This window comes from Acinetobacter sp. V110_1 (genome assembly GCF_031798975.1).
Classification (GTDB): Bacteria; Pseudomonadota; Gammaproteobacteria; order Pseudomonadales; family Moraxellaceae; genus Acinetobacter; species Acinetobacter nosocomialis_A.
The window spans coordinates 458,642-479,962 of the sequence record NZ_JAVQNN010000030.1; the positions used below are offsets into that span (position 1 = coordinate 458,642).

The following is a 21,321-nucleotide window of genomic DNA, read 5'->3' on the forward strand; positions in this document are numbered from 1 at the left end:
TTAGTGGCGCCTTTGGTTTAGGCTAAAGGCAAATTTAGCAAAAACACCAATAAGAGATATTAAGATGAGTTCAATAGTTATAGTTTCAGGTAGCCGTACGGCAATGGGTGGTTTTCAGGGTAGTTTATCTTCTCTAACCGCTCCAGATCTTGGCGCTGCTGTCATCCGTGAATCGATCCAACGTGCAGGTGTTAAACCTGAACAAGTAGATGAAGTTATTTTCGGTTGTGTATTGAGTGCTGGTATTGGTCAAGGCCCTGCTCGCCAAGCTATGCGTAAAGCTGGTGTACCTGATCATGTCGGAGCTGTGACCATAAACAAGCTTTGCGGCTCTGCGATGAAAGCTGTATTAATGGCATCGGATACCTTAAAAGCAGGCAGTGCCAATATTATTGTGGCTGGCGGCATGGAATCTATGACCAATGCACCTTATATTTTGCCGAAAGCTCGCGGTGGTTACCGTATGGGCCACGGCGAAATTAAGGACCACATGTTTTTAGATGGCCTTGAAGATGCTGAAACAGGCCGTTTAATGGGTTCTTTTGCTCAAGACATGGCAAACACCAAAGGCTTTACCCGTGAGCAAATGGATAACTTTGCGATTTCTTCACTTAAAAAAGCGCAAACTGCCATTACAGAAGGTTACTTCAAAGAAGAGATTGTTCCTGTTGAAGTAAAAACACGTAAAGGTGTGGAAGTTGTTGATCAAGATGAGCAACCATTAAAAGCAAATCTTGATAAGATCCCAACATTGCGCCCAGCTTTTAGTAAGGACGGTACAATTACAGCTGCAAACTCAAGTTCAATTTCTGATGGTGCTGCTGCATTAGTACTTACTACTGAAGAATATGCACAGTCTCATGGTTTAAATACTTTGGCGAAAATTGTTGCAACTTCTACTCACTCACAACATCCAAGCGAATTTACAATTGCTCCAATTAGTGCGATTCAAAAAGTGCTTGAGCGTGCTGGCTGGTCAGTTGATGAAGTAGATGCTTGGGAAATTAATGAAGCTTTTGCAATGGTGGCAATGGCACCAATTCACGAACTCGGCATTGATGAAGCAAAAGTTAACGTAAATGGTGGCGCTTGTGCATTAGGTCATCCAATTGGCGCTACAGGTTCAAGAATTATCCTTTCTCTCATTTATGCATTAAAACGCTTAGGTAAAAAGAAAGGTGTTGCAGCCCTATGTATTGGTGGCGGTGAAGCAACTGCTGTTGCAATTGAAATCTAATTAAAAAATAAAAGAAGATGTAAGGACTTTCCTTGCATCTTCTTTTTTATAAATAAAATTCTTAAGCTGTTTTAAATAGCTCATAACAAGTTTGACGGAACCATTTATGACTACTCTTATGGTGGCAAGACATATGCCAATGTTGCTTAACGTCATAAGTTGGAAAATCAAGCGGTGCAGGTAAAATCTGTAAATTCTCTCTGACCAATAAAACTTGGCTTAAATAATATGGAACAGTGGCAATTGCATCTGTTTCCTGAACAACTAAACCTACCCCTAGATAACTTGGTAATCGAATCAAAATGTTTCGATCCAACCCTTTATTTTGCAACTCATTTTTAATGTGATAATGCCCAATACCTGCATCAATATCGATATGATATTCACGCATATAATCTTCTAAAGTAAAGTTATTCGGGTCTAAACGCGGATGGCTTTTTGAGCTAATTACGACATAGTGTTGACGGAAAAACTTCTGCTGATAAAAACCTTCTTCTAATTGTGGCAAGAAACCTATCGCTAAATCAATTTCACCATTTGCCATTTGATAGCTGGTTTCTGGCGTAATCGGTCTAATATTTAAACGAATAAGAGGGGCTTTTTCTTTTAAATAGTTGGTTAACTGAGGCAATAAAACCAAATGTGATACATCAGTCATTGCAATGGTAAACAGCTGATCTGACGTTAGCGGATCAAAGTTCACATTAAAGTTATTAATACTTTCAACTTTATCAATAACTTCACTAATCAGAGGGAAAATCTGCTTTGCAAGTTCGGTCGGAATCATTTCATTTCCAACTCGAATAAACAAAGGATCATTAAAATGTTGGCGAATTTTGTTTAGACCGTTACTTACACTCGGCTGTGTTAAACCAATGGCATCTGCAGCCATTGAAACACTTTTGAACCGATAAATATGATAAAAAATATTTAATAATCTACTGTCTAGATCAAACAAAATTGTCTCCGCTTGGACTCAATAATCCAGTGAAATAGGTTCAAAAGCAGGTATAAATGATAGAAAGATTCCTATACCCTAGTTTTGACTTATTGAAATTTACTCTAAATTAGCAAAGAACTTAGATGAGGGGCAATGCTTTATCATCCCTTTCATCATGAAGACCTAAGCATAATCTACTTATTTGATTAATTTATATATAAATATCGTGTACTTCATCTTTCGAATGAGTATGCGTTATTGTTCTTGCTGGGCTTTAAAACCATTCCATATTTGTTGTACCGATTTATTATCGCTCAAATTATTTTTAAAGATATAAATATCTTGCGCAAGGCAATATTCTTGCTGATCTAAAATGACTAATTTTCCAGCTGCAAGGTCTTCTTCAACATTAATTTTCGGAATCCATGCAACTCCTAAACCCTGTAAAACCAGTTCTTTTAAGTTAGTCGCATTGTCCGTTTCATATAAAGTTTTATAAACAAGTTTACCTTCTATCAGTTGGTCTACCAGTTTTCTTAAATAAGCATGTTTGCTATAGGCAAGCAAAGCAAAATTACTTTGTATTGTATGTTTAGGGCTATGGTCAGGTTCTGTAGCAGAAACAGGAACAATAACTGTTTCAGCAATTTTAATACCACTTAAAATATCATCTCCAACTTTTCTAATATTGCTTTTATCTGCATAGCAAATCATGAAATCACAGGCACCTTCTTTTAACAAAGACAGACCCTCTCCACTATTCGTTGCGACAATTTCAATTTTTAAATCACGAATAAGAGTAGGAAATTTCTTTAAAAAAGTTGTTAAAAAACCAGAAGCTAATGAATGAACAACACAAAAACGAATGGTAGATTCAGTTTCATTTTTAATATTTTTAATGAGTTTTGCGGTCTCCTCTACCTGCTTCTCAATGTTTTTAGACATTACCAACAAAATTCGTCCAATGTCGGTAAATTCGATATTGTTCTTGTTGTTTCTAATGATGACTTCCGCGCCAATCATTTCTTCAATTTGCTGAATTCTTCGAGTAAATGCAGACTGACTAATAAATCTTTTCTCTGCTGCTTTTGAGATTGAACGTTCACGTTCTAATGTGAGGAGATCCTCTACCCAACGCACTTCTAAATTCATCTTATCTATTCCCTTTTAGATTTATAATTTTATTAATTGATATTTTTGGGTAATAGCATGAATAAATCTAGTGATGAATAAAAATGGTAAAACATAGGGAGTACCTGCAAAAATGCGAGAAGAGAATGGACAAAGCCAAACTATGAAAATGAAGTATTTAATAATTCTGACATAGAAAAGAAAATAAGAAAATAATAGGTTTTGTTTTAACACGTTAAGAGATGAACATAAGTTCGACTCAACTAAAAAAATATTTGAAATCAATACATAAAAAATCATCATAAAAATAAATAAAGTATTTGAATAAGATAAGTTTTAGAAATAAGTATAGGTCTTTATTTAATCATTTCATGGATAAAAAAAGTCCGCACCTTGGGGAAGAATGCGGACTGTGAACTGTTTCAATAACCAATCCCTAGGTTATTGATTAAATTTTTTAGACTCTTAAATTAATATACTATTCCACTATAAAAAGTATTAAAAAATCTAATTTTATATCTCGTCTACTCTGCCTAATCACAAAAACAAGAGAATTATTATTTAATCTTGCAATAGATCGGTAAGGTAATAATTGATGAGTAAATGATTACCTTACCTCATTTCAGGATTTAAGCAGTAATAATAATTAATTGTATTTCATACAATATTTAAGAAGAGTATAAGATAAAAAGATAATTCCGACTATTATACTAAAGTATCTATAGACGGACACATAGTGCATTAAATCATCACTAAGAACGATGACTTATATTCGTGCTGATCTATAAAAGATGAACTAATATTCACCAATTAAGTAGTATAACTTTCTTGAAATTTCAACCATCATGTTTGAAGTATATTGACTGATTTCAAATATTTGTTTTTTCTGCGGGTTAAATACCATGTTGTCTTTTTCATCACTAAAAAAAACATAAGTTGTGTATTTATCCATGTGATGAATATGCTCTTTCAAGCTTAGTTTTTCACCAGAGTTAGGGTCATATGCAATAAACTTCATTCTCATGCATTTGTCTCTTTACAGCGCTTACATCTTAATAAAATTTCAGTCAAAAGATTATTTAATAAACAATAATCTTTATTGCCTCAGTTATTGATACGATGCAGTGGGAATATTTCGTTTTGCTTTTTGAATAGATAGTTCAGCATTCTTAATCGATTGCTGAGCTTCTTTAAGCATGTGTGAACTTTTGGTCTCAGTTTTTTCTTCATTTCCCAACAGGAGATAGCAAGCAAAACTTCCCAATATTAATAAAGCAGCAGTTACTTTTAACATAAACTTAATAAATCAAAATTTTCTGTATTATATGTATTTTTATGTGAAATGCATCACAATTTTATTAAAATTTATTAAACATAGCTCATTATTTATTTATTAAAATTAATATTCACATGAAAATTCAAATAATTTAATGGCCTTTGTATATAGAAATCATTGTTTAGCTCGCTGCAGAATTTTTAATTTTTCTGATCTTTAGCGACTTATCTTTCATTAAAAAAAACAATATAAATTATTGAATATATTTAATTTTATTAAAATTTTATTTTCTAGAAATTCTCAACTATTCCCTATTCATTTTAGTAGAGCTCAATTCTTATTATGCAAAAAATGCATAATTGCTTTAATAAATGCATTAGAAGTGAAGCATTTCGAATTCTAAGATGAATCATCTTAACTAATTCGAAGTTTAATGATGAACGCTGATATTACTACCCGTATTGAGAAGGATCTTATTGGTCATCGAGAAATCAACAATGACCATTATTACGGAGTTCAAACATTACGTGCTTTAGAAAATTTCAACTTAACAAATAGCAAAGTTGGAAATTTCCCTAATTTAATTAAAGCATTAGCTATGGTTAAACTAGCTTGTGCTGAAGCAAATTATAATCTTAAAAGCTTAGATCAAACTAAATTTGATGCGATTGAATACAGCTGTAATCAGCTTATTCGTGGTAATTTCCATGACCAGTTCCCAATTGACATGATGCAAGGCGGTGCTGGTACTTCAACTAATATGAATGCAAATGAAGTATTAGCAAACGTTGCTTTGGAATATATGGGCCATTATAAAGGTCAATATCAATACTTGCATCCAAATAACGACATTAATATGTCGCAGTCAACAAATGACGTGTACCCTACTGCGATTCGCTTAGGTTTGTTACTTAGCCTAGATGAGTTAAACCTTCCATTTAACAATTTGATTCTTAGCTTCTTGAACAAGTCTCAAGAGTTTGCGCACATTTTAAAAATGGGCCGTACTCAGTTACAAGATGCTGTGCCTATGACATTAGGTCAAGAGTTTGGTGCTTTTGCGGTAACTCTGCAAAAAGACCTTGAGCAAATTAATACGCTTATCCCAAATGTTTTAGCTTATATGAACCTTGGTGGTACGGCGATTGGTACAGGAATTACCACTGAATATAGTTACCGTGAACTTGCGATTCAAGCACTTGGAAAAATCTCTGGTAAGAAAATTAAGTCTGCTCCTGATCTAATCGAAGCAACTTCAGATATGGGTGACTTTGTTCTTTTATCTGGTTTATTAAAGCGTACTGCAACTAAACTTTCAAAAATTGCCAATGACTTGCGTTTACTTTCAAGTGGTCCACGTACTGGCATTAATGAAATTAACTTAGAAGCTCGTCAACCGGGTAGTTCGATTATGCCTGGTAAAGTAAACCCAGTTATTCCTGAAGCGATGAACCTTGCTTGCTTCCAAATTATTGCAAATGATTTGGCTGTAACTTTAGCTGCTGAAGCGGGCCAATTACAGTTAAATGCAATGGAACCACTTATTGCATTCAAACTATTTGAATCGATGGACTTGCTCGGTAAAGCAATGGCGATGTTCCAAAGTAAATGTATTGATACGATTACGGCGAACCCTGAACATTGTAAGGCTTTAGTTGAAAACTCAATTGGTATTGTGACTGCACTTAACCCATACCTAGGTTATGAAACTACAACTCGTATTGCTAAAACTGCAAACGAAACTGGACAAAGTGTATTAGCACTCGTTCAGAACGAAGGCTTATTATCAGCACAAGTGCTTGATGATATCTTGTCGATTAATAATATGGTTAAACCAAAAATGTCGGCTTAATTCCTGAAAATAAAAAAGGAGCTTTTATAAGCTCCTTTTTTATTTGTTCTATATTTTAAAAACTGAAAGTTGTAGAGAACTGGGCTGTACGTGGATTACCTAAGAATAAATAGTCATCCCCCATAAATGCCCCTACATCACGCCAATATGTCTTATTAAATAAGTTATCAATATTGAATCTAAAGGTCGTGTCATGCCCAGCAAAATTTGTTTTATACGCAGCACCAATATTAAAGACGCTATAGCCACATACTTTTGCAGTACCCTCTTTGTTTGCATATTTACTGCTACTGTATTGCATACCACTGAGTAATCTTAACCCTTCAACGGAAGGTACTTTATAAGATAACTGTGCAGTTGCGCGTACTTTCGGTACATTTTGAGTTTGATGGCCTTTGTAGCTGTCATTATCAATATCAACAAGACGAGATTTGGCATAGGTAACACCTGAACTTACATCGAGTGTATCTGTTAAGGCGCCTGTTAAACCTAATTCAATACCTTGATTGTGTTGTTCACCTTGCTCAATAAAATCTGGAGGACTATCAATATTAATCTTGCTGTATTGATTGTCTTGTTTTAAATCAAAAATAGCTGCTGTTAATAAGAAGTTGCGTATTTGTTGCTTAACACCAAGTTCATATTGTTCAGAATTTTTAGGTGATAAAACTTCTAGAGCATTATTAGCAAACCATGGTGCTTCACCACCATCTGATAAACCTTTAGCATATGAAGCATACAGATTAGTTGTAGTAGTTGGGCTATACATGAGCGCTAATTGTGGCAAGAACTTGTTTAAATCCGTATCACGGCTTTGCTGCCCATTTGAATTATAAGCTTGCTCATCAAGATGAATAAGTTTCCCACCCAATAAAGTTGACCACTGATCGTTAAATTGAACTCGGTCAGATACAGTAAATGCAGTCTGATCACTCTCTAGAGCTTTGTAACGATCTCCTGGACTTTCTGATGATGGACTGTAGTCGACCGTATCTTCATAGATATTGCCTGTTCCTACCGCTACATTCAGAGGTGTATGGTGCTTTAAGGTTTTATAAGTACGTTGTAATTCGAAAGCTACTTGATGCTGAATGTTACCAGTGTTGAATTCACCATTTAACCCAGCTGCAAACTGGTTAGTAATGCGTGTGTCATCTGGACTACGAAAATCGTAAATATCATAATTACCGTGTTTATCAAAAGTATTGCCCAAGCCGGTAACTTCACAAATGCTGCTATAACATCCCCATGGGAAAGCACTATTATCATCAATCACAACACGGCTTTGAGACGCACTTAAGCTACCATTCCATTGATCGTTAAATGCATATTGATATTTCAAACTCGCATTTACACTGTTATTTACAACCGGTTTACTCCACGACTGATAACCCAATAAACGGTCTTGATCTACATTTGTTGGTACTTCTTGCCCATCAAGCAGTTGATAACCGGGTACTGAACGTTGACTTTGATGCTGAGCTTCAATATCAAACAATAATTTAGAACGCTCATTAATTTTCCAGTCTAAAGCTACTGAACCAAACTCACGCTTACCATTTGCGTGATCAACATTTGGGTGGATACTTTCATGCGCTAAATTTATTCGATAGCCAAAATTATCATTTAAAAAGCCGCCTACATCTGTTGCCAGTGTATAGCCACCTTCTGAATTTGCATCGACTGTAATTGTTTTAATATCGGCAGGTCTTTTGGTTACATAGTTAACCACACCACCGGGCGTCGACATTCCACTTTGAATCGCAGAAATACCTTTTAAGATTTCAACTTGCTCTTTATTTTCTAAAGCAATATTTTGCTCACCACGTATACTATGGCCATTAATGAGATAACTTGAACCTAAGTCGAGGGCAAAACCACGTGCTACAAAGTTTGGATAGTAGCCAATAGCAGCGTAGCCATCGCCTAACGATGAATCATTTTTAATCACATCGGTCAGTGTTTTTGCGTGTTGGTCTGCTATGCACTCAGAGGTAATGGTGGTAATAGATGCAGGGACTTTCTTTACATCACCAGTTTGAAAACCAGATAAATTAACTTTTTTAGACGTATATAGTGCATCATTATTTTGTGTAGCGTTCACTGTAATGGTTGGGAGCTGTGAAACCTCCGCTTCATTTGCATAGACGACAGATGTTATGAGTGCAATAGATGAAGCTAATGCTGTTTTAGAGCATGTCATGAAGTGAAGATTTAACGAACGTCTTTCCATTGAATAGTTACCTGCCATAGCGAGCATAATTTATAGGGCTAAAAATGGTTGTCTACCCTATTTTCAGCCACGCAAGAATACAGCCACATATATTGAGAAACAATACATTCTGTACTTTTTCGATTAAGTGTATTTGATACAAATTTTATGAACTTATCATTATATAAATTTCATTTATTTTATTAGGAATTGACGCTATAACTTTTTAAGTATTACCAAATATTCAAAATAAACTTAAGCTCGAAATGAAACTTAAAAGGAGAAATAAAATAGAAAAGTACCGTTGTAAATTAGCTCACTGATTTTAAATAGAATTAATTATTAAGTTAAATGAAAGGAAGTGTTCGATCATTGGTAAAATTATCTTTAAATCGAACAAAAGGACGTAATCTTACTAGAAACGAATTTTAAAATTAGAAAAAATGAATGGTTAGGAATTTAAGGAAGTGCTCAGGATTGAGTGATATTTAAAGTTTCATTCTATTTTCTATCTAGCATATCTAAAAATTCCTCATTTTTGTCTGCAAAATGATGGAAGAAATATGACATACACTCAGGAAGAAAAACGTAGCAGAATACGTGGGATTGTAGGCGCAGCCTCTGGTAATTTAGTTGAATGGTTCGACTTTTATATCTATGCAGTATTTGCTGCCTACTTTACTCAAGCATTAACAGCACCTGATATGGATAGTACGACTAAATCTATCTATGTTTGGGGCGTATTCGCTGCAAGCTTTTTTATGCGTCCTATTGGTAGTTGGGTATTTGGACGAATTGCAGACCGGCATGGTCGAAAAAAGTCGATGGTCATCTCAATTTGTCTGATGGCTTTGAGTTCTTTTCTATTTGCAGCCCTACCTACTTATGACCAAGTTGGCTTATTTGCCCCTTTTCTTTTACTGGTAGTGCGCTTACTTCAAGGCTTATCGGTTGGTGGTGAATATGGTGCAGTAGCAACATATATGAGTGAATTGGGTTTAAAAGGCCAACGTGGTTTTTACTCGTCTTTCCAATATGTCACCCTCTCTGGTGGTCAGTTACTCGCAAGCTTACTTGGTGTAATTTTATTAACGTTCTTAAGTGAGCAACAATTACATGACGGCGGTTGGCGTATTCCGTTTGTGATTGGTGGTATCGCGGCAATTTTATCTTTACTTGCTCGTAGTCGTTTAGAAGAAACGCTTTCTCATCAAGACAGCGAACGTAAAGAGTCTGGTAGCTTAAGAGAACTCTTTAAGAAACACTGGAAAACCTTTTTATTGGTGGTCGGATACACCTCTGCCGGTTCATTAACGTTTTATGTAGAGACTGTTTATTCAAAGACCTATTTAACCAACTTAGGGATGGATGGAAAAACCGTTGGTTATATCATGACCTTCGCCCTATTTGTCTATATGTGTGCTCAACCTGTATTTGGTGCAATTTCGGACCGTATTGGACGACGCTCTTCAATGTTGGCATTTAGCTTATTGTCCGCCATTTTTATTTATCCCGTCATGGTGATCGGGATGCGTGCCTATATAGATTCTCCGATCATCATTACATTGCTACTCATCTTTATGATGATGTTACTCAGCTTCTATACTTCCATTAGTGGTTTGGTAAAAGCTGAAATGTTCCCACCTCACGTGCGAGCTTTAGGTGTAGGTTTCTCTTATGCAGTAGGTAATGCGCTGTTTGGTGGTTCTGCGCCTTCGGTTGCCTTACAGTTTAAAGCTGCCGGAATTGAAAATACTTTCTTTATATATGTCATTGTCATGCTGATTATCTGTTTCTTGTGTAGCCTTGCGCTTCCGAAAAAACCAGATTATTTAGAACATGATCATTAATTAAATAAGATGCCTTCTGTCCCAAGCAGAAGGCATTTTTTAGCTTTTAGCAAATTCTTTTAAAAAAACCCACGGGAAAATCCCTTTATCATGCCCATCACTAAAGCAAATTTGGGCACCATAACCTTGATCAAACATAGCGGTTACTTCAACATTTTGGTGTTCTATTTTAATTTGCTTAATCCGCTTCGCTCGGCAAAAGCCACATGGGCAAATTTCCCTTAAATTTTGATGGCTCAAAGATACATTTAAACCATCGGTCCATATAAAGTGAACCTGCTTATTTATAGTGTCGACACGGATATCAGGTCTGATTTGCATACTTCACCTCACCAATTTGATTTAATCCAATACGAATCGCTTTTCGTACTTCTGGGTCGGAGTCATTTTGATGTTGTTCTAATAGATTCTGAGCTTCTGATGTGCCAATTTCACCGAGTGCTAAAGCGACTTCTTTACGCAAGTTACTAATTTCATGTTTAAAGTTATCAGTCAAATGAGCTACTGCCAGACGCGACTTGAGTAATCCTAAGCTTCGAACTGCAGCAATACGTACTTGCCAATATAAGTCAGATAAAGCATGAATTAAGGGAGTTTCAAGCTGAACGATATGTAATTTTCCAATCGTAAGTGCAGCTTCAACTCTTAGTTGCCAACTTTCCGAAGTTAAAGAATGTTGAAGTGCTTGGATTACCTCTGCAGATATACTCTGACCATAAGCTAAACCACCTGTTGCAATACGGCGGACTTCATCATCTGTATCTGTTTCGGCAATTTTTGCCAATATCGTAATTGCTTGGTCTTGTTGTAACCAACTTAATGCACTGACTGCCTCACGGCGTACAAATGCATCTTCGTGGTGTACCAAAGCAGATATCTCTTCAAATAATTGCTGTGGTCGTAAAGTTTTTAAAGCACGCAGAATTGCACCAAGAGCAAAAGTATCCGTATGCTTTAAATACGGTGCCAGTATCTGGGCCGATGCCGGATTTTTGACTTCACTTAAACTTTGGCTGGCAGCTTGTCTAACATTCAGATCAACATCAAATAAGGCTTGCGCCAATACTTGCAAACTGGTTGGGTCTTCCCAGCTTTCTAAGTTTTTTGCCGCTTCTTCACGAACTAAAGCTGAAGAGTCGTGTTGTAGTGCTGCATGCAACCACGGAAGTAAATCCGGATTTTCTTCATCACCAATATTCATTAAAGCGACAAAGCGTATCTTTTCATCTGCATGATTGAGCTGCGCAAGAAATTCCTGATTATATTCATCGAGGTCATCTAAAGCTTGATAATAAAAACTCATTCGTATTCCTTAATTTGTGATTTCTTTCCAAGCCCTAATGGATTTAAACGGCTTAACTCTTCTTGTTGAGTAGCTTCTTTTAAAGTCTGGATGCAATGTTTTTTAATGGCTGTAAATTCACTACTTGTTACAAGCTCAACGTCTCTTGGACGTTCAAACTTAAGCGGAATTTCTTCAATAATTCGCCCTGGTCTATGGCTCATAATCAACACTCGGTCAGCTAAAAAAAGTGCCTCATCAATATCGTGGGTAATAAATAAAACCGACGTTTGGATTTCTTGCCAAATTTCGAGTAATAGCATTTGCATTTTTAAACGAGTTTGCGCATCTAACGCACCAAAAGGCTCATCCATTAATAAAATGCGAGGTTGATTAATCAGTACTCTCGCAATTTCAACCCGTTGCTGCATGCCACCAGAAAGTTCAGCTGGAAATTTATGCTCAAAACCTTTAAGCCCGACCAGATCAATCATTTTCTGAGCTTGTTCAATACGCTTTTTTTTGGAGATGCCTTTCATTTTTAAACCAAAGGCAATATTTTCAAGCACGCTTTTCCATGGAAATAAAGTATGTTGCTGGAACACCAAACCTCTGTCTGGATGTGGTTCAAGTATAGATTCATTATCGACCGTTAAAGTCCCTGAACTAATCGGTAAGTGTCCTGCCAAAGCACCTAATAATGTAGATTTACCGCAACCCGACGGGCCAAGTAGACATATGAACTCGCCCGGTTGTATTTCGAAATTAACCCGATCTAGTGCCTGAAAACGATTTTTAGCTTGCCCTAAATGTAGCGATAGATTTTGAATACGCACATGGCCTTGTGTAATTGACATTTTATGATTTCCTCAGTTGATACCATGGGGTAAATCGGTTTCCAATCACACGTACCAATGTACTGCTAAACATACCCAATGCTCCTATGAGCACCATGCCAACCACAATATTGCTATAGTTTTGCAAGGTGAAAGATTCCCATGTGAAGTATCCAATTCCGTGTTGACCCGAAATCATTTCCGCAGTCACTAAACAGAACCAACAAGTACCCATTCCAATAGATAAACCAGTAATAATATTCGGTAATGCACCCGGAATAATGACTTCATGAATGATGGCGAGATCAGAAGCACCTAAGCTTTTCGCTGACGCAACGAGTCTTGGGTCAACTGCACCAACGCCATGTACAGTGTTTAATAAAATTGGAAATAAAGCCCCGATAAAAGTGATAAAAATCATAGAAGCTTCTGAGGAGGGAAAAATCAGAATCGCTAAAGGAATCCATGCAACTGCTGGAATTGGACGTAATACTTCTAATGGTGGCATTAGAAATGCAGCAAGTTTTTGATAACGTCCTGCCAACAAACCAATACCTACACCAATTAAAGCCGCGAGCACAAAACCAACCACTACTCGAAACACACTCGATTCAACATGTTCAAATGCAGTGCTGAGTTGAAAGAAAGCCCATAGCGCATGAATGACATCTAATAGTGTCGGGACATTGCTAAAGTTCACAATACCTAAATTTATTTTAAACTGAGCAAGTCCTTGCCAAATGACTATCCAAAAAGCTATAGATGTAAAAGCAATGGCATAGTTCTTTAAATGCGCCGGATATAACCTCAATTGTTGGAAAAATTTAACCAAAAATGTACTTTGGTTTTTAGCTTTTGTTTGGACTAAACTACTCATTCGTCATCTCCTGCTCATTAGGTAAGACAACACATCAGCTCTGTGTTACAAGCTGAATAGCTTTAAAGTCATATACTTTTCCGCCTTGTTGTTTAGCCCATTTTTCAGCATCATCTTTTAATAAAAAGGCCTGAATTTGTCCTGCTTTATCTGTGGCATACCATGCCAGATTGGCAAGTAACTTAATGTCGGACTGATGATCTTGGCTATAAACCACACGCACCGTTTTTCCTGCGGCTTGTATTTTCTTTAAATCAGAAAAAGCATGCTCAGGCGTTTCATAGCTACGCACTTTTTCTTCACTCTTTACCCAAATTTGAGTCACCCGATCAAATGTCTTGATGGGTTGTCCCGTTAAAGCGTCATTGGCAACTAAAGGTGATTTTGCATAGTCAACCAATTGCTGGCTGTAATTAAGTCCAGATGCCTGAAATGCATCCTTAATATATTGATCATCAATAAATTTATTTACATCAAGCGTACCGTCGTTTTTGCCTAAAACTTTTAATGTGTCTATCGCAGTTTGAGTCGCTTTTCGATATTCAGGTTTCCAAGTTAAGTCACGAGTTTGCAGACCTAGTGGACCATGAAACAGATAGACCACTTCGGCAGGAATACCTGTTTTTTCAGCAATAAGTTCACTATATTTTTCAGGTTGTTCTCGAATCAGACGATTCGCTTCAATAGTTGCCTGTAAATAAGCTTTTATGACTTCTGGATGCTGCTGTGCATAATTCTTGCTCGCAAGCGAACCATGAAATGTGGGTGATTTTGCTTGTGAACCATCATAGATTTTTTTAGCAAAACCTTGGTAAGCAAATAACTCTCCAAATGGTACGAAGTCAGCATGCGCAGCAATCTTATGACTTTTTAACGCAGGCCCTGCCACCTCTGGCGCCTGAGCAATCACTTTAATATCTTTATCAAGTTGCCAGCCTTCAGCTTGAATCGCTCGTAGCAACAGTCCATGAGCAGTTGAGGCAAAAGGTACGGAAATGGTTTGTCCTTTTAGTTCTTTCAGTGAGGTCACTTTTGAGTCAATTGGAACAACAATCGCATTACCGCTACCATTAACACTGCCTGACAATGGCGCTAAAAATATGCTTTCTTTTCCAGCCTTTTTAAATGCCGCTAAATTATTAACCGCAGGAAAGTCGGCCATTGCTCCCAAATCTAAACGCCCAGCCACCATCTCACTGGTAAGTGGTGCACCAGAGGTAAAGTTTTTCCATTGAATGTCATATTTAACGTGTTTGTATTTACCATCTTTAGGCAAATATTTTGGTAATAAATTCAATTCACGAATGAGCAACCCACCTGTTGCGCAGTTAATAGTCGTGTCTTGTGTGCCAATCGCTACACGAACAGTTTCTGTTTTACTACTGCACCCCAAAGTGCCAAGTACAATCGCACCAATTAAGCTACTGAGTAATAGTTTTTTATTGATCAATTTATTTTTTCTCATGTTGAGTATTCCAAATTAATTATTTGAGTAGGTATGGGATATTTACTTTGACTGCATCTGTTGGGCAGTCTTTTTCACAAGGCATGCAATACCAACATTCATCAAATTGCATATAAGCTTTTTGGGTTGTTGGATCGATTGCTAATAAGTCCATTGGACAAACATCTACACAGACAGTGCATCCTTTATCAGCAATACATTTATCTTCATCGATAATGACGGGTGCCACAGTACGGTGCTGTACTTCTTTAAAAATAAAAGCCATGATTTGAATTCCTGATTTATTTAGTCTGCTAGAGCAACATCTTTTTGAATGCGTAAACGGTCATACGACACAGCTTCATCTTGATTAATCGGAACCACATAAGGCTCGATTGGCTTTTTGAAACTGACCATGTTGCCGTGTTCATCTTTTTTCAAATGCGCGTGAAAGAACCAATCCGAGTTATTTTTTTGAGGGAAATCTGCTCTATAGTGGTACAGTCCCCAGCGGCTTTCTTCTCTAAACAGTGAGGCTCTGGCTGCCATTTCAGCACAGTCTCGAATAAAAGAAACTTCAGCAGCACGCATCAGCTCATGTGGGTTTCTTGCAGAAATTCGCTTAATATCTTGTTTGATTTCTTCAAAACGCTTGAGCCCAATTTCCATTTTTTGGCGAGTTTTAGGGGGCTGCAAATAGTCATTTACAAAACGGCGCAGCTTATATTCCACTTGCTCTGGAGGTAAACCTTCTGAGCAATTCAGTGGCGCAAATATTCGAGCTTTTTCTGCTTCTATTTCGCTTTGGTTTAATTCACTATCTTCAACTACATTCACGTATTGGGCGGCATTTACACCTGCAAACCACCCGTAGGTAAATGCACCAAGCATATAGTTATGAGGTACAGCCGCCATATCGCCAGCGCTATATAATCCCTTAACCGAAGTCTCAGCTTTTTCATTGACCCATACGCCAGAAGCACTGTGTCCACTACAAAAACCAATTTCTGAAATATGCATTTCCACCATATCTTGACGGTAATTGGTTCCTCGGCCCTCATGAAAACGTCCACGGCTTGGGCGCTCATTGGTATGCAAGATTTCTTCGATGGTTTGAATGGTTTCTTCGGCCAGATGATCTACTTTTAAATAAACAGGACCATTACCACTTTCCAGTTCTTGGTAAAACTCCCACATCATTTGACCACTCCAGTAGTCACATTCAATGAAACGTTCACCTTTACTATTGGCCGTATAACCTCCTAAAGGACCCGTCACATAGGCACAAGCCGGACCGTTATAGTCTTTAATTAGAGGATTAATCTGGAAGCATTCTAAGTTAGCAAGCTCAGCACCTGCATGGTATGCCATTGCATAGCCGTCACCTGCATTGGTTGGGTTTTCATAAGTGCCCATCAAGTAGCCTGAAGCTGGCAAACCTAAACGTCCTGCCGCACCACAACATAAAATGGCAGCTTTCGTTTTAATGACATAAAAGTCACCACTACGACAGTCAAAACCAAGTACACCATTGATTGCACCTTGCTCATTTTTTAAAAGCTTTGTGGTGACAATCCGATTATTAATTTTGACTTGAGCACGCTTTAATTGACGATATAAAACTTTTTTAACGTCATGACCTTCGGGCATTGGTAAAACATATGCCCCCATGTGATGTACTTTTTTTACTGCAAATTCACCAGTCTCATCTTTTTCAAACTTAATACCCCATTGATCGAGCTGTTGAATGGTTTTGAAACTATGCTTTGCATATGCATATACAGTGGTTTGGTTAACTACCCCATCATTAGCAATGGTAATTTCTTTGGTGTATTGCTCAGGTGTTGCGTAGCCCGGAATGACAGCATTATTCAGCCCGTCCATTCCCATTGAAATCGCCCCACTGCGTTTTACATTCGCTTTTTCAATGAGCAAGACTTTTAAATTCGGGTTTTCTTGTTTTGCTTTAATCGCAGCCATTGGTCCAGCAGTTCCACCACCAATCACCACAATATCGAACTCAAGATATTTAGTTTCCATTGAATATTCCTTATTTTTATTTGAGCTATTAACGATGAATACGTAAACGGTACTGGAAGGTATCGCCTGAGAAATAGAGATATTCATAGTCAATCGGCTGGCCATTTGCGTCATGAGTTAAACGTTCAACCCGTAATACAGGAGTTCCGATTTCGACTTGCAGCAAAGCCGCCAATTCTTCATCCGCCACCGTGGCATCAATGCTTAAATCCGCATGTCCCAAAGGGATGTCACACTCTTGTTCTAATGCCTTGAAAATATCGGTTGTACGTAAATCAATCGCTTTTTCTTTAAGCTTCAAACCAATATGTTCTGGCAAATAAGTCAACTCATAAGACACAGGCTGACGGTTGAGTAAACGGACACGTTGAATTTCATACACATTAGCTTTAACAGGTAACTTTAATTTGGGTACAACGTGCATTGGGATCTGCTTAAGCTCGGCCGAGATGACACGGTTTAAAATTTCGTGACCAGCAGATGACATTGCTTCTGCAAAACCTTGCAAACTTGAAATGTTCTGGAATGTTTTTGGCTTACTTACAAAGGTCCCTTTACCTGGCACCTTAAAAATATAACCTTCCAACTGTAATTGGTTGAGTGCTTGGCGAACTGTGATTCGGCTTACACCAAACTGTTCAGCAAATTCGTTTTCAGATGGAATTTGACTCAACACGGCATATTCACCATTTACAATTTTGTTAAGGATGAGTTCCCTTAACTGATCGTAAAGAGGCTTATGATTTTTGGGATCTTGGGGTAGCTGGCTCACGGCTCACAACCTGTTATAACAACTTGAGCAAATAATGTTTAAAATGTTTCAGCTTTGGAAATAATTTAAAGCGATAACTTTAGTTAAAAAAATAATTTCATTTAATATCAATAAATTAATAAATAGTTATCTATAAAAGTTGAATTTTTATCATAAAAAATACATTTGTGTTTGTTATGCTATAAAACATACTCCGTTATGCCATAAACGTAAAAATTAATATTATTTTTTAGGGGATAATATGCAACAAAAACAACAAAATACCCCTGATGATTCAGTGGGAAAGGTCACCTTCTGGCAAGCCTTTTTATTTTGGCTCAAGCTCGGCTTTATTAGCTTTGGGGGGCCAGCTGGACAAATCGCTGTAATGCATCAGGAACTCGTTGAACAAAAGCGCTGGATATCTGAAAAAAGATTTTTGCATGCCCTGAACTACTGCATGTTGTTACCCGGCCCTGAAGCACAGCAATTAGCAACCTACATTGGGTGGCTTATGCATAGAACCGCTGGAGGACTAGTCGCAGGCATTCTATTTGTACTACCGTCTTTATTTATTTTAATTGGGCTGTCTTGGGTCTACATAAAATTTGGAGATGTTCCCGTTATCGCAGGCATTTTCTACGGGATCAAGCCTGCTGTTACCGCAATTGTCTTTCATGCAACGTACCGTATAGGTAGCCGTTCGCTTAAAAATAAATTTTTATGGTTCGTGGCAATTGCAGCGTTTCTTGCCATTTTTGTCTTAAAGCTTCCTTTCCCGCTTATTGTTTTATCAGCAGGCATTGCAGGTTATTTAGTAAGTAAAAAGTACCCTGAGCTACTTTCCTCAGCGGCTGGTCATAAAGCTAGTCAAAAAGATTATGGCCCAGCATTTATTGATGATGATACCCCGACACCAGAGCATGCTAAATTCCATTGGTCACGGTTAGTCAGACTAATTTTTGTGGCAATCGTTTTATGGTTATTGCCAATTTTAGCTTTAGGCGCATATTTTGGATGGCATCATTCTTATACCCAAATGGCGTGGTTTTTTACTAAAGCTGCTTTGCTCACTTTTGGGGGCGCTTACGCAGTTTTACCTTACGTCTATCAAGGAGCAGTCAATCATTTTGGATGGCTTTCACCTACGCAAATGATAGATGGATTGGCACTTGGGGAAACTACACCCGGGCCACTGATTATGGTCGTTGCCTTTGTTGGTTTTTTAGGAGGTGTTAATCATTCATTATCTGGGCCTGAACATCTATTTTTCTCTGGAGCACTCGGTGCTGTCATTGTGACTTGGTTTACCTTTCTCTTTTCATTTGTCTTTATTTTTGCAGGTGGTCCTTTTATTGAATCTACACACAATGAAATTAAATTTACCGCACCACTCACTGCGATTACCGCGGCTGTGGTCGGTGTCATTTTAAATCTAGCATTATTTTTTAGTTATCACGTGCTATGGCCGCACGGTTTTTCCGGTCACTTTGATGTTATCTCGGCGATCATTACTGTGGCTGCATTTATTGCCTTATTCCACTTTAACATTAATGTACTCTATGTCATTTTTGCATCAGCACTAATTGGTTTAGGTATTTATCTTTTATAAAAATGAGCCATGAGTCCTTTAACGTAACTGCGAAGGACTCATACCATAAAATTGTTTAAAGCGATGGCTTAAATGGCTTGCTGAACTAAAACCACATACCAAAGCAATATCTTGCAAAGAAAGCTGAGATGACTGAATTAGCCCCTTTGCCTTAGTTAAGCGTCTTTGCATGACATATTGGTGAGGCGCCATATTCATGGACTGTTTAAACATATGAGCAAAATGATATTCGCTTAAATTCACAACATTTGCCAAGTCAGACAAAGTCAGTGCTTGGTCTAGATGCCCTTCAATCCAGTCTTGAATATACTTGAGTTTATGAGGCGCGAGGCCTCCTTTAATGACTGGCTGCTGCCACTTAACATTGCTATATCTTCGAATTAAATGATTCAATAATAAACTGGCAGTTGTACTCATTTGTAAATGGTTTGATGAATCATTCCAATCACAATCTAACAAGAAAAACTGATATAGCGCACGAATCTTTTCGTCATCATTAAAGACAACTTCATTTAGTTCAATTTGATTGGGTTCTTTGTCCCATATTTTTTCAGCAACATCACGCAAATGTTGATCGGTATAATACAAGTGAACGAATTTAAGCCCACCTCGTATATCCCAAGTAGACTCCTGATGTTCAGGCAACAAACAAAAACGACCCGGTCCACCGCCATTTTTCCAGCCAGCAGGTGTTTTTTGATAGCTTTCATAGCCATCTTGAATATAAAGACTTAAAGTATGGTGATCGCTACAGACACTTACACGATCTTGCTCATTAGACCAAAATGCAAGTTGCATATTTTCATCAAGCACCACAGTTTCGTGAAGCTTGGCTTTAGATTGCTGTAGCTGTTCTAAAGTTTGATAGGCCATGCAAAATTAAAACGAATATCATTGAGCTTAAGTTAACCATATTCAGCAAAATTCAGCTAGTTCAGTCATATAAAAAACGCAAGATCTTGCATGTACTACACAAGAATATATACGTGAAAAATGAAGCATTCCTAGATACTTAAGCTTGGTAATCGAGGATGAACTTATGAATATTTTACTCTATGTTGCGGTGGTGTTGATTTGGGGGACAACATGGATTGGAATTGCCGTTCAAAGCCACTATGCAACACCCGTTGTCGCAATTTTATGGCGTTTTGCCATTTCAGCCTTATTACTGTGGGTTGTTTTATTATTTTCAGGAAAATTACAGCGAATTGCTTTAAAAGATCACTTGTTTTGTATGCTGCAAGGCCTTTGCGTTTTTGGTCTAAACTTTATTTGTTTTTATACTGCTGTTAAATATGTAAATAGCGGTTTAGAGTCCGTTATTTTTTCGATGGCTGTTTTCTTTAATGCCATTAATGCGCTTATCTTTTTTAAGCAAAAACCATCGCCAAACTTTACACCAGCTGCACTTTTGGGCCTAAGTGGTATTGTTTTACTGTTTTGGCATGACCTGATTAATAGTCAGTTTAATGCACAGTTATTGATGGGTATTGGGTTATGTGCAGTAGGCACTTACGGTTTTTCTTTAGGGAATATGATTAGTGTTAGACACCAAAAACGTGGTCTAAATATCTTTTCAACAAATTGTTATGCTATGACTTATGGTGCACTGGTGATGTTAAGTCTAGCTTTATTTACAGGCCAAGATCTAATGCCTCCAATGAATTTCCCATTTTTAAGTTCGGTACTTTACTTGGCTGTATTTGGTACGGTTATTGGGTTCTCGGCTTATTTTTCTTTAGTCGGTCGAATTGGTGCAGCTAAAGCAGCCTATAGCACATTACTCTTCCCTTTAGTCGCTCTAACAGTTTCGACTTTCTTTGAAGGATATGAGTGGACTTTAAATGCTGTATTTGGAATTTTACTCATCTTACTTGGTAACTACCTAATGTTCAGTAAGTTTGAAATTGGAAAGAAGTTATTTAGCAGTCAAAAAAATTGTGAGAAGCAGGCATAAAAGCCTGCTTTTTTATAAGTAATA

The 21,321-nt window shown here is 37.3% G+C and carries 19 protein-coding genes; 5 read left to right on the plus strand and 14 right to left on the minus strand.

Going from position 1 to position 21,321, the window contains the following annotated elements; translation table 11 throughout:
• The first annotated feature begins 64 nt into the window (after positions 1 to 64).
• Positions 65 to 1,237, plus strand: coding sequence for a thiolase family protein (locus RMA95_RS13085; protein ID WP_311071151.1), 1,173 nt, complete (start codon positions 65 to 67; stop codon positions 1,235 to 1,237).
• Positions 1,238 to 1,298: 61 nt separating this feature from the next.
• Here the strand turns inward: RMA95_RS13085 and RMA95_RS13090 are convergent, their stop codons facing one another.
• From RMA95_RS13090 to RMA95_RS13105, 4 genes are all read right to left on the minus strand, one after another.
• Positions 1,299 to 2,195: a LysR family transcriptional regulator gene (locus tag RMA95_RS13090; protein ID WP_004887299.1), complete on the minus strand. Its 897-nt coding sequence runs from the start codon at positions 2,193 to 2,195 to the stop codon at positions 1,299 to 1,301.
• Between the two features lie 237 nt (positions 2,196 to 2,432).
• Entirely contained in the window at positions 2,433 to 3,329 is an 897-nt protein-coding gene (locus RMA95_RS13095; RefSeq protein WP_019459097.1) for a LysR substrate-binding domain-containing protein, read from the minus strand.
• Positions 3,330 to 4,104: 775 nt separating this feature from the next.
• A complete protein-coding gene (locus RMA95_RS13100) occupies positions 4,105 to 4,326 on the minus strand; it encodes a hypothetical protein (RefSeq protein ID WP_000668585.1) in 222 nt (73 codons plus the stop codon).
• A gap of 90 nt (positions 4,327 to 4,416) precedes the next feature.
• Positions 4,417 to 4,602, minus strand: coding sequence for a hypothetical protein (locus RMA95_RS13105; RefSeq protein ID WP_263613685.1), 186 nt, complete (start codon positions 4,600 to 4,602; stop codon positions 4,417 to 4,419).
• Between the two features lie 415 nt (positions 4,603 to 5,017).
• On the opposite strand from RMA95_RS13105, the gene RMA95_RS13110 reads away from it, so the two are divergent.
• On the plus strand, positions 5,018 to 6,436 hold the full coding sequence (locus tag RMA95_RS13110) for an aspartate ammonia-lyase (RefSeq protein WP_311071154.1): 1,419 nt from the start codon (positions 5,018 to 5,020) through the stop codon (positions 6,434 to 6,436).
• Between the two features lie 55 nt (positions 6,437 to 6,491).
• Here the strand turns inward: RMA95_RS13110 and RMA95_RS13115 are convergent, their stop codons facing one another.
• Entirely contained in the window at positions 6,492 to 8,696 is a 2,205-nt protein-coding gene (locus tag RMA95_RS13115) for a TonB-dependent siderophore receptor (protein ID WP_311071156.1), read from the minus strand.
• 515 nt (positions 8,697 to 9,211) lie between these two features.
• Here RMA95_RS13115 and RMA95_RS13120 point away from each other — a divergent pair.
• Positions 9,212 to 10,498, plus strand: a complete 1,287-nt coding sequence (locus RMA95_RS13120) for an MFS transporter (RefSeq protein WP_017481182.1) — start codon at positions 9,212 to 9,214, stop codon at positions 10,496 to 10,498.
• 39 nt (positions 10,499 to 10,537) lie between these two features.
• On the opposite strand, the gene RMA95_RS13125 is transcribed toward RMA95_RS13120, so the two are convergent.
• The 8 genes from RMA95_RS13125 to RMA95_RS13160 are packed head-to-tail and all read right to left on the minus strand — an operon-like array spanning position 10,538 to position 17,749.
• Positions 10,538 to 10,819, minus strand: coding sequence for a gamma-butyrobetaine hydroxylase-like domain-containing protein (locus RMA95_RS13125; RefSeq protein WP_311071158.1), 282 nt, complete (start codon positions 10,817 to 10,819; stop codon positions 10,538 to 10,540).
• Positions 10,803 to 11,801 (minus strand): HEAT repeat domain-containing protein, encoded by a 999-nt coding sequence (locus RMA95_RS13130; protein ID WP_311071160.1) that lies wholly within the window; start codon positions 11,799 to 11,801, stop codon positions 10,803 to 10,805. The genes RMA95_RS13125 and RMA95_RS13130 overlap by 17 nt, the downstream gene beginning before the upstream one ends.
• Positions 11,798 to 12,637: an ABC transporter ATP-binding protein gene (locus tag RMA95_RS13135; protein WP_311071162.1), complete on the minus strand. Its 840-nt coding sequence runs from the start codon at positions 12,635 to 12,637 to the stop codon at positions 11,798 to 11,800. The genes RMA95_RS13130 and RMA95_RS13135 overlap by 4 nt, the downstream gene beginning before the upstream one ends.
• A gap of 1 nt (position 12,638) precedes the next feature.
• A complete protein-coding gene (locus RMA95_RS13140; protein WP_311071164.1) occupies positions 12,639 to 13,493 on the minus strand; it encodes an ABC transporter permease in 855 nt (284 codons plus the stop codon).
• A 34-nt stretch (positions 13,494 to 13,527) separates the two neighbouring features.
• The gene (locus tag RMA95_RS13145; protein WP_311071166.1) at positions 13,528 to 14,958 is read right to left on the minus strand and encodes an ABC transporter substrate-binding protein; all 1,431 of its coding nucleotides are present in this window, start codon (positions 14,956 to 14,958) and stop codon (positions 13,528 to 13,530) included.
• Positions 14,959 to 14,977: 19 nt separating this feature from the next.
• Positions 14,978 to 15,223 (minus strand): ferredoxin family protein, encoded by a 246-nt coding sequence (locus tag RMA95_RS13150; protein ID WP_000864074.1) that lies wholly within the window; start codon positions 15,221 to 15,223, stop codon positions 14,978 to 14,980.
• A 20-nt stretch (positions 15,224 to 15,243) separates the two neighbouring features.
• Positions 15,244 to 16,977 carry a fumarate reductase/succinate dehydrogenase flavoprotein subunit gene (locus tag RMA95_RS13155; protein ID WP_311071168.1) on the minus strand — a complete coding sequence of 578 codons (1,734 nt, stop codon included), beginning with the start codon at positions 16,975 to 16,977 and terminating at the stop codon, positions 15,244 to 15,246.
• A gap of 28 nt (positions 16,978 to 17,005) precedes the next feature.
• Positions 17,006 to 17,749, minus strand: a complete 744-nt coding sequence (locus RMA95_RS13160) for a GntR family transcriptional regulator (RefSeq protein WP_000080816.1) — start codon at positions 17,747 to 17,749, stop codon at positions 17,006 to 17,008.
• A gap of 241 nt (positions 17,750 to 17,990) precedes the next feature.
• On the opposite strand from RMA95_RS13160, the gene chrA reads away from it, so the two are divergent.
• Positions 17,991 to 19,340, plus strand: a complete 1,350-nt coding sequence (gene chrA / locus RMA95_RS13165; RefSeq protein ID WP_311071170.1) for a chromate efflux transporter — start codon at positions 17,991 to 17,993, stop codon at positions 19,338 to 19,340.
• 18 nt (positions 19,341 to 19,358) lie between these two features.
• Here the strand turns inward: chrA and RMA95_RS13170 are convergent, their stop codons facing one another.
• Complete coding sequence (locus RMA95_RS13170; protein ID WP_005305027.1) at positions 19,359 to 20,213, minus strand: AraC family transcriptional regulator; 855 nt, start codon at positions 20,211 to 20,213, stop codon at positions 19,359 to 19,361.
• A 166-nt stretch (positions 20,214 to 20,379) separates the two neighbouring features.
• Between RMA95_RS13170 and RMA95_RS13175 the strand changes: the two genes are divergently transcribed.
• Positions 20,380 to 21,297, plus strand: coding sequence for an EamA family transporter (locus RMA95_RS13175; protein ID WP_311071172.1), 918 nt, complete (start codon positions 20,380 to 20,382; stop codon positions 21,295 to 21,297).
• The last annotated feature ends 24 nt before the right edge of the window (positions 21,298 to 21,321 follow it).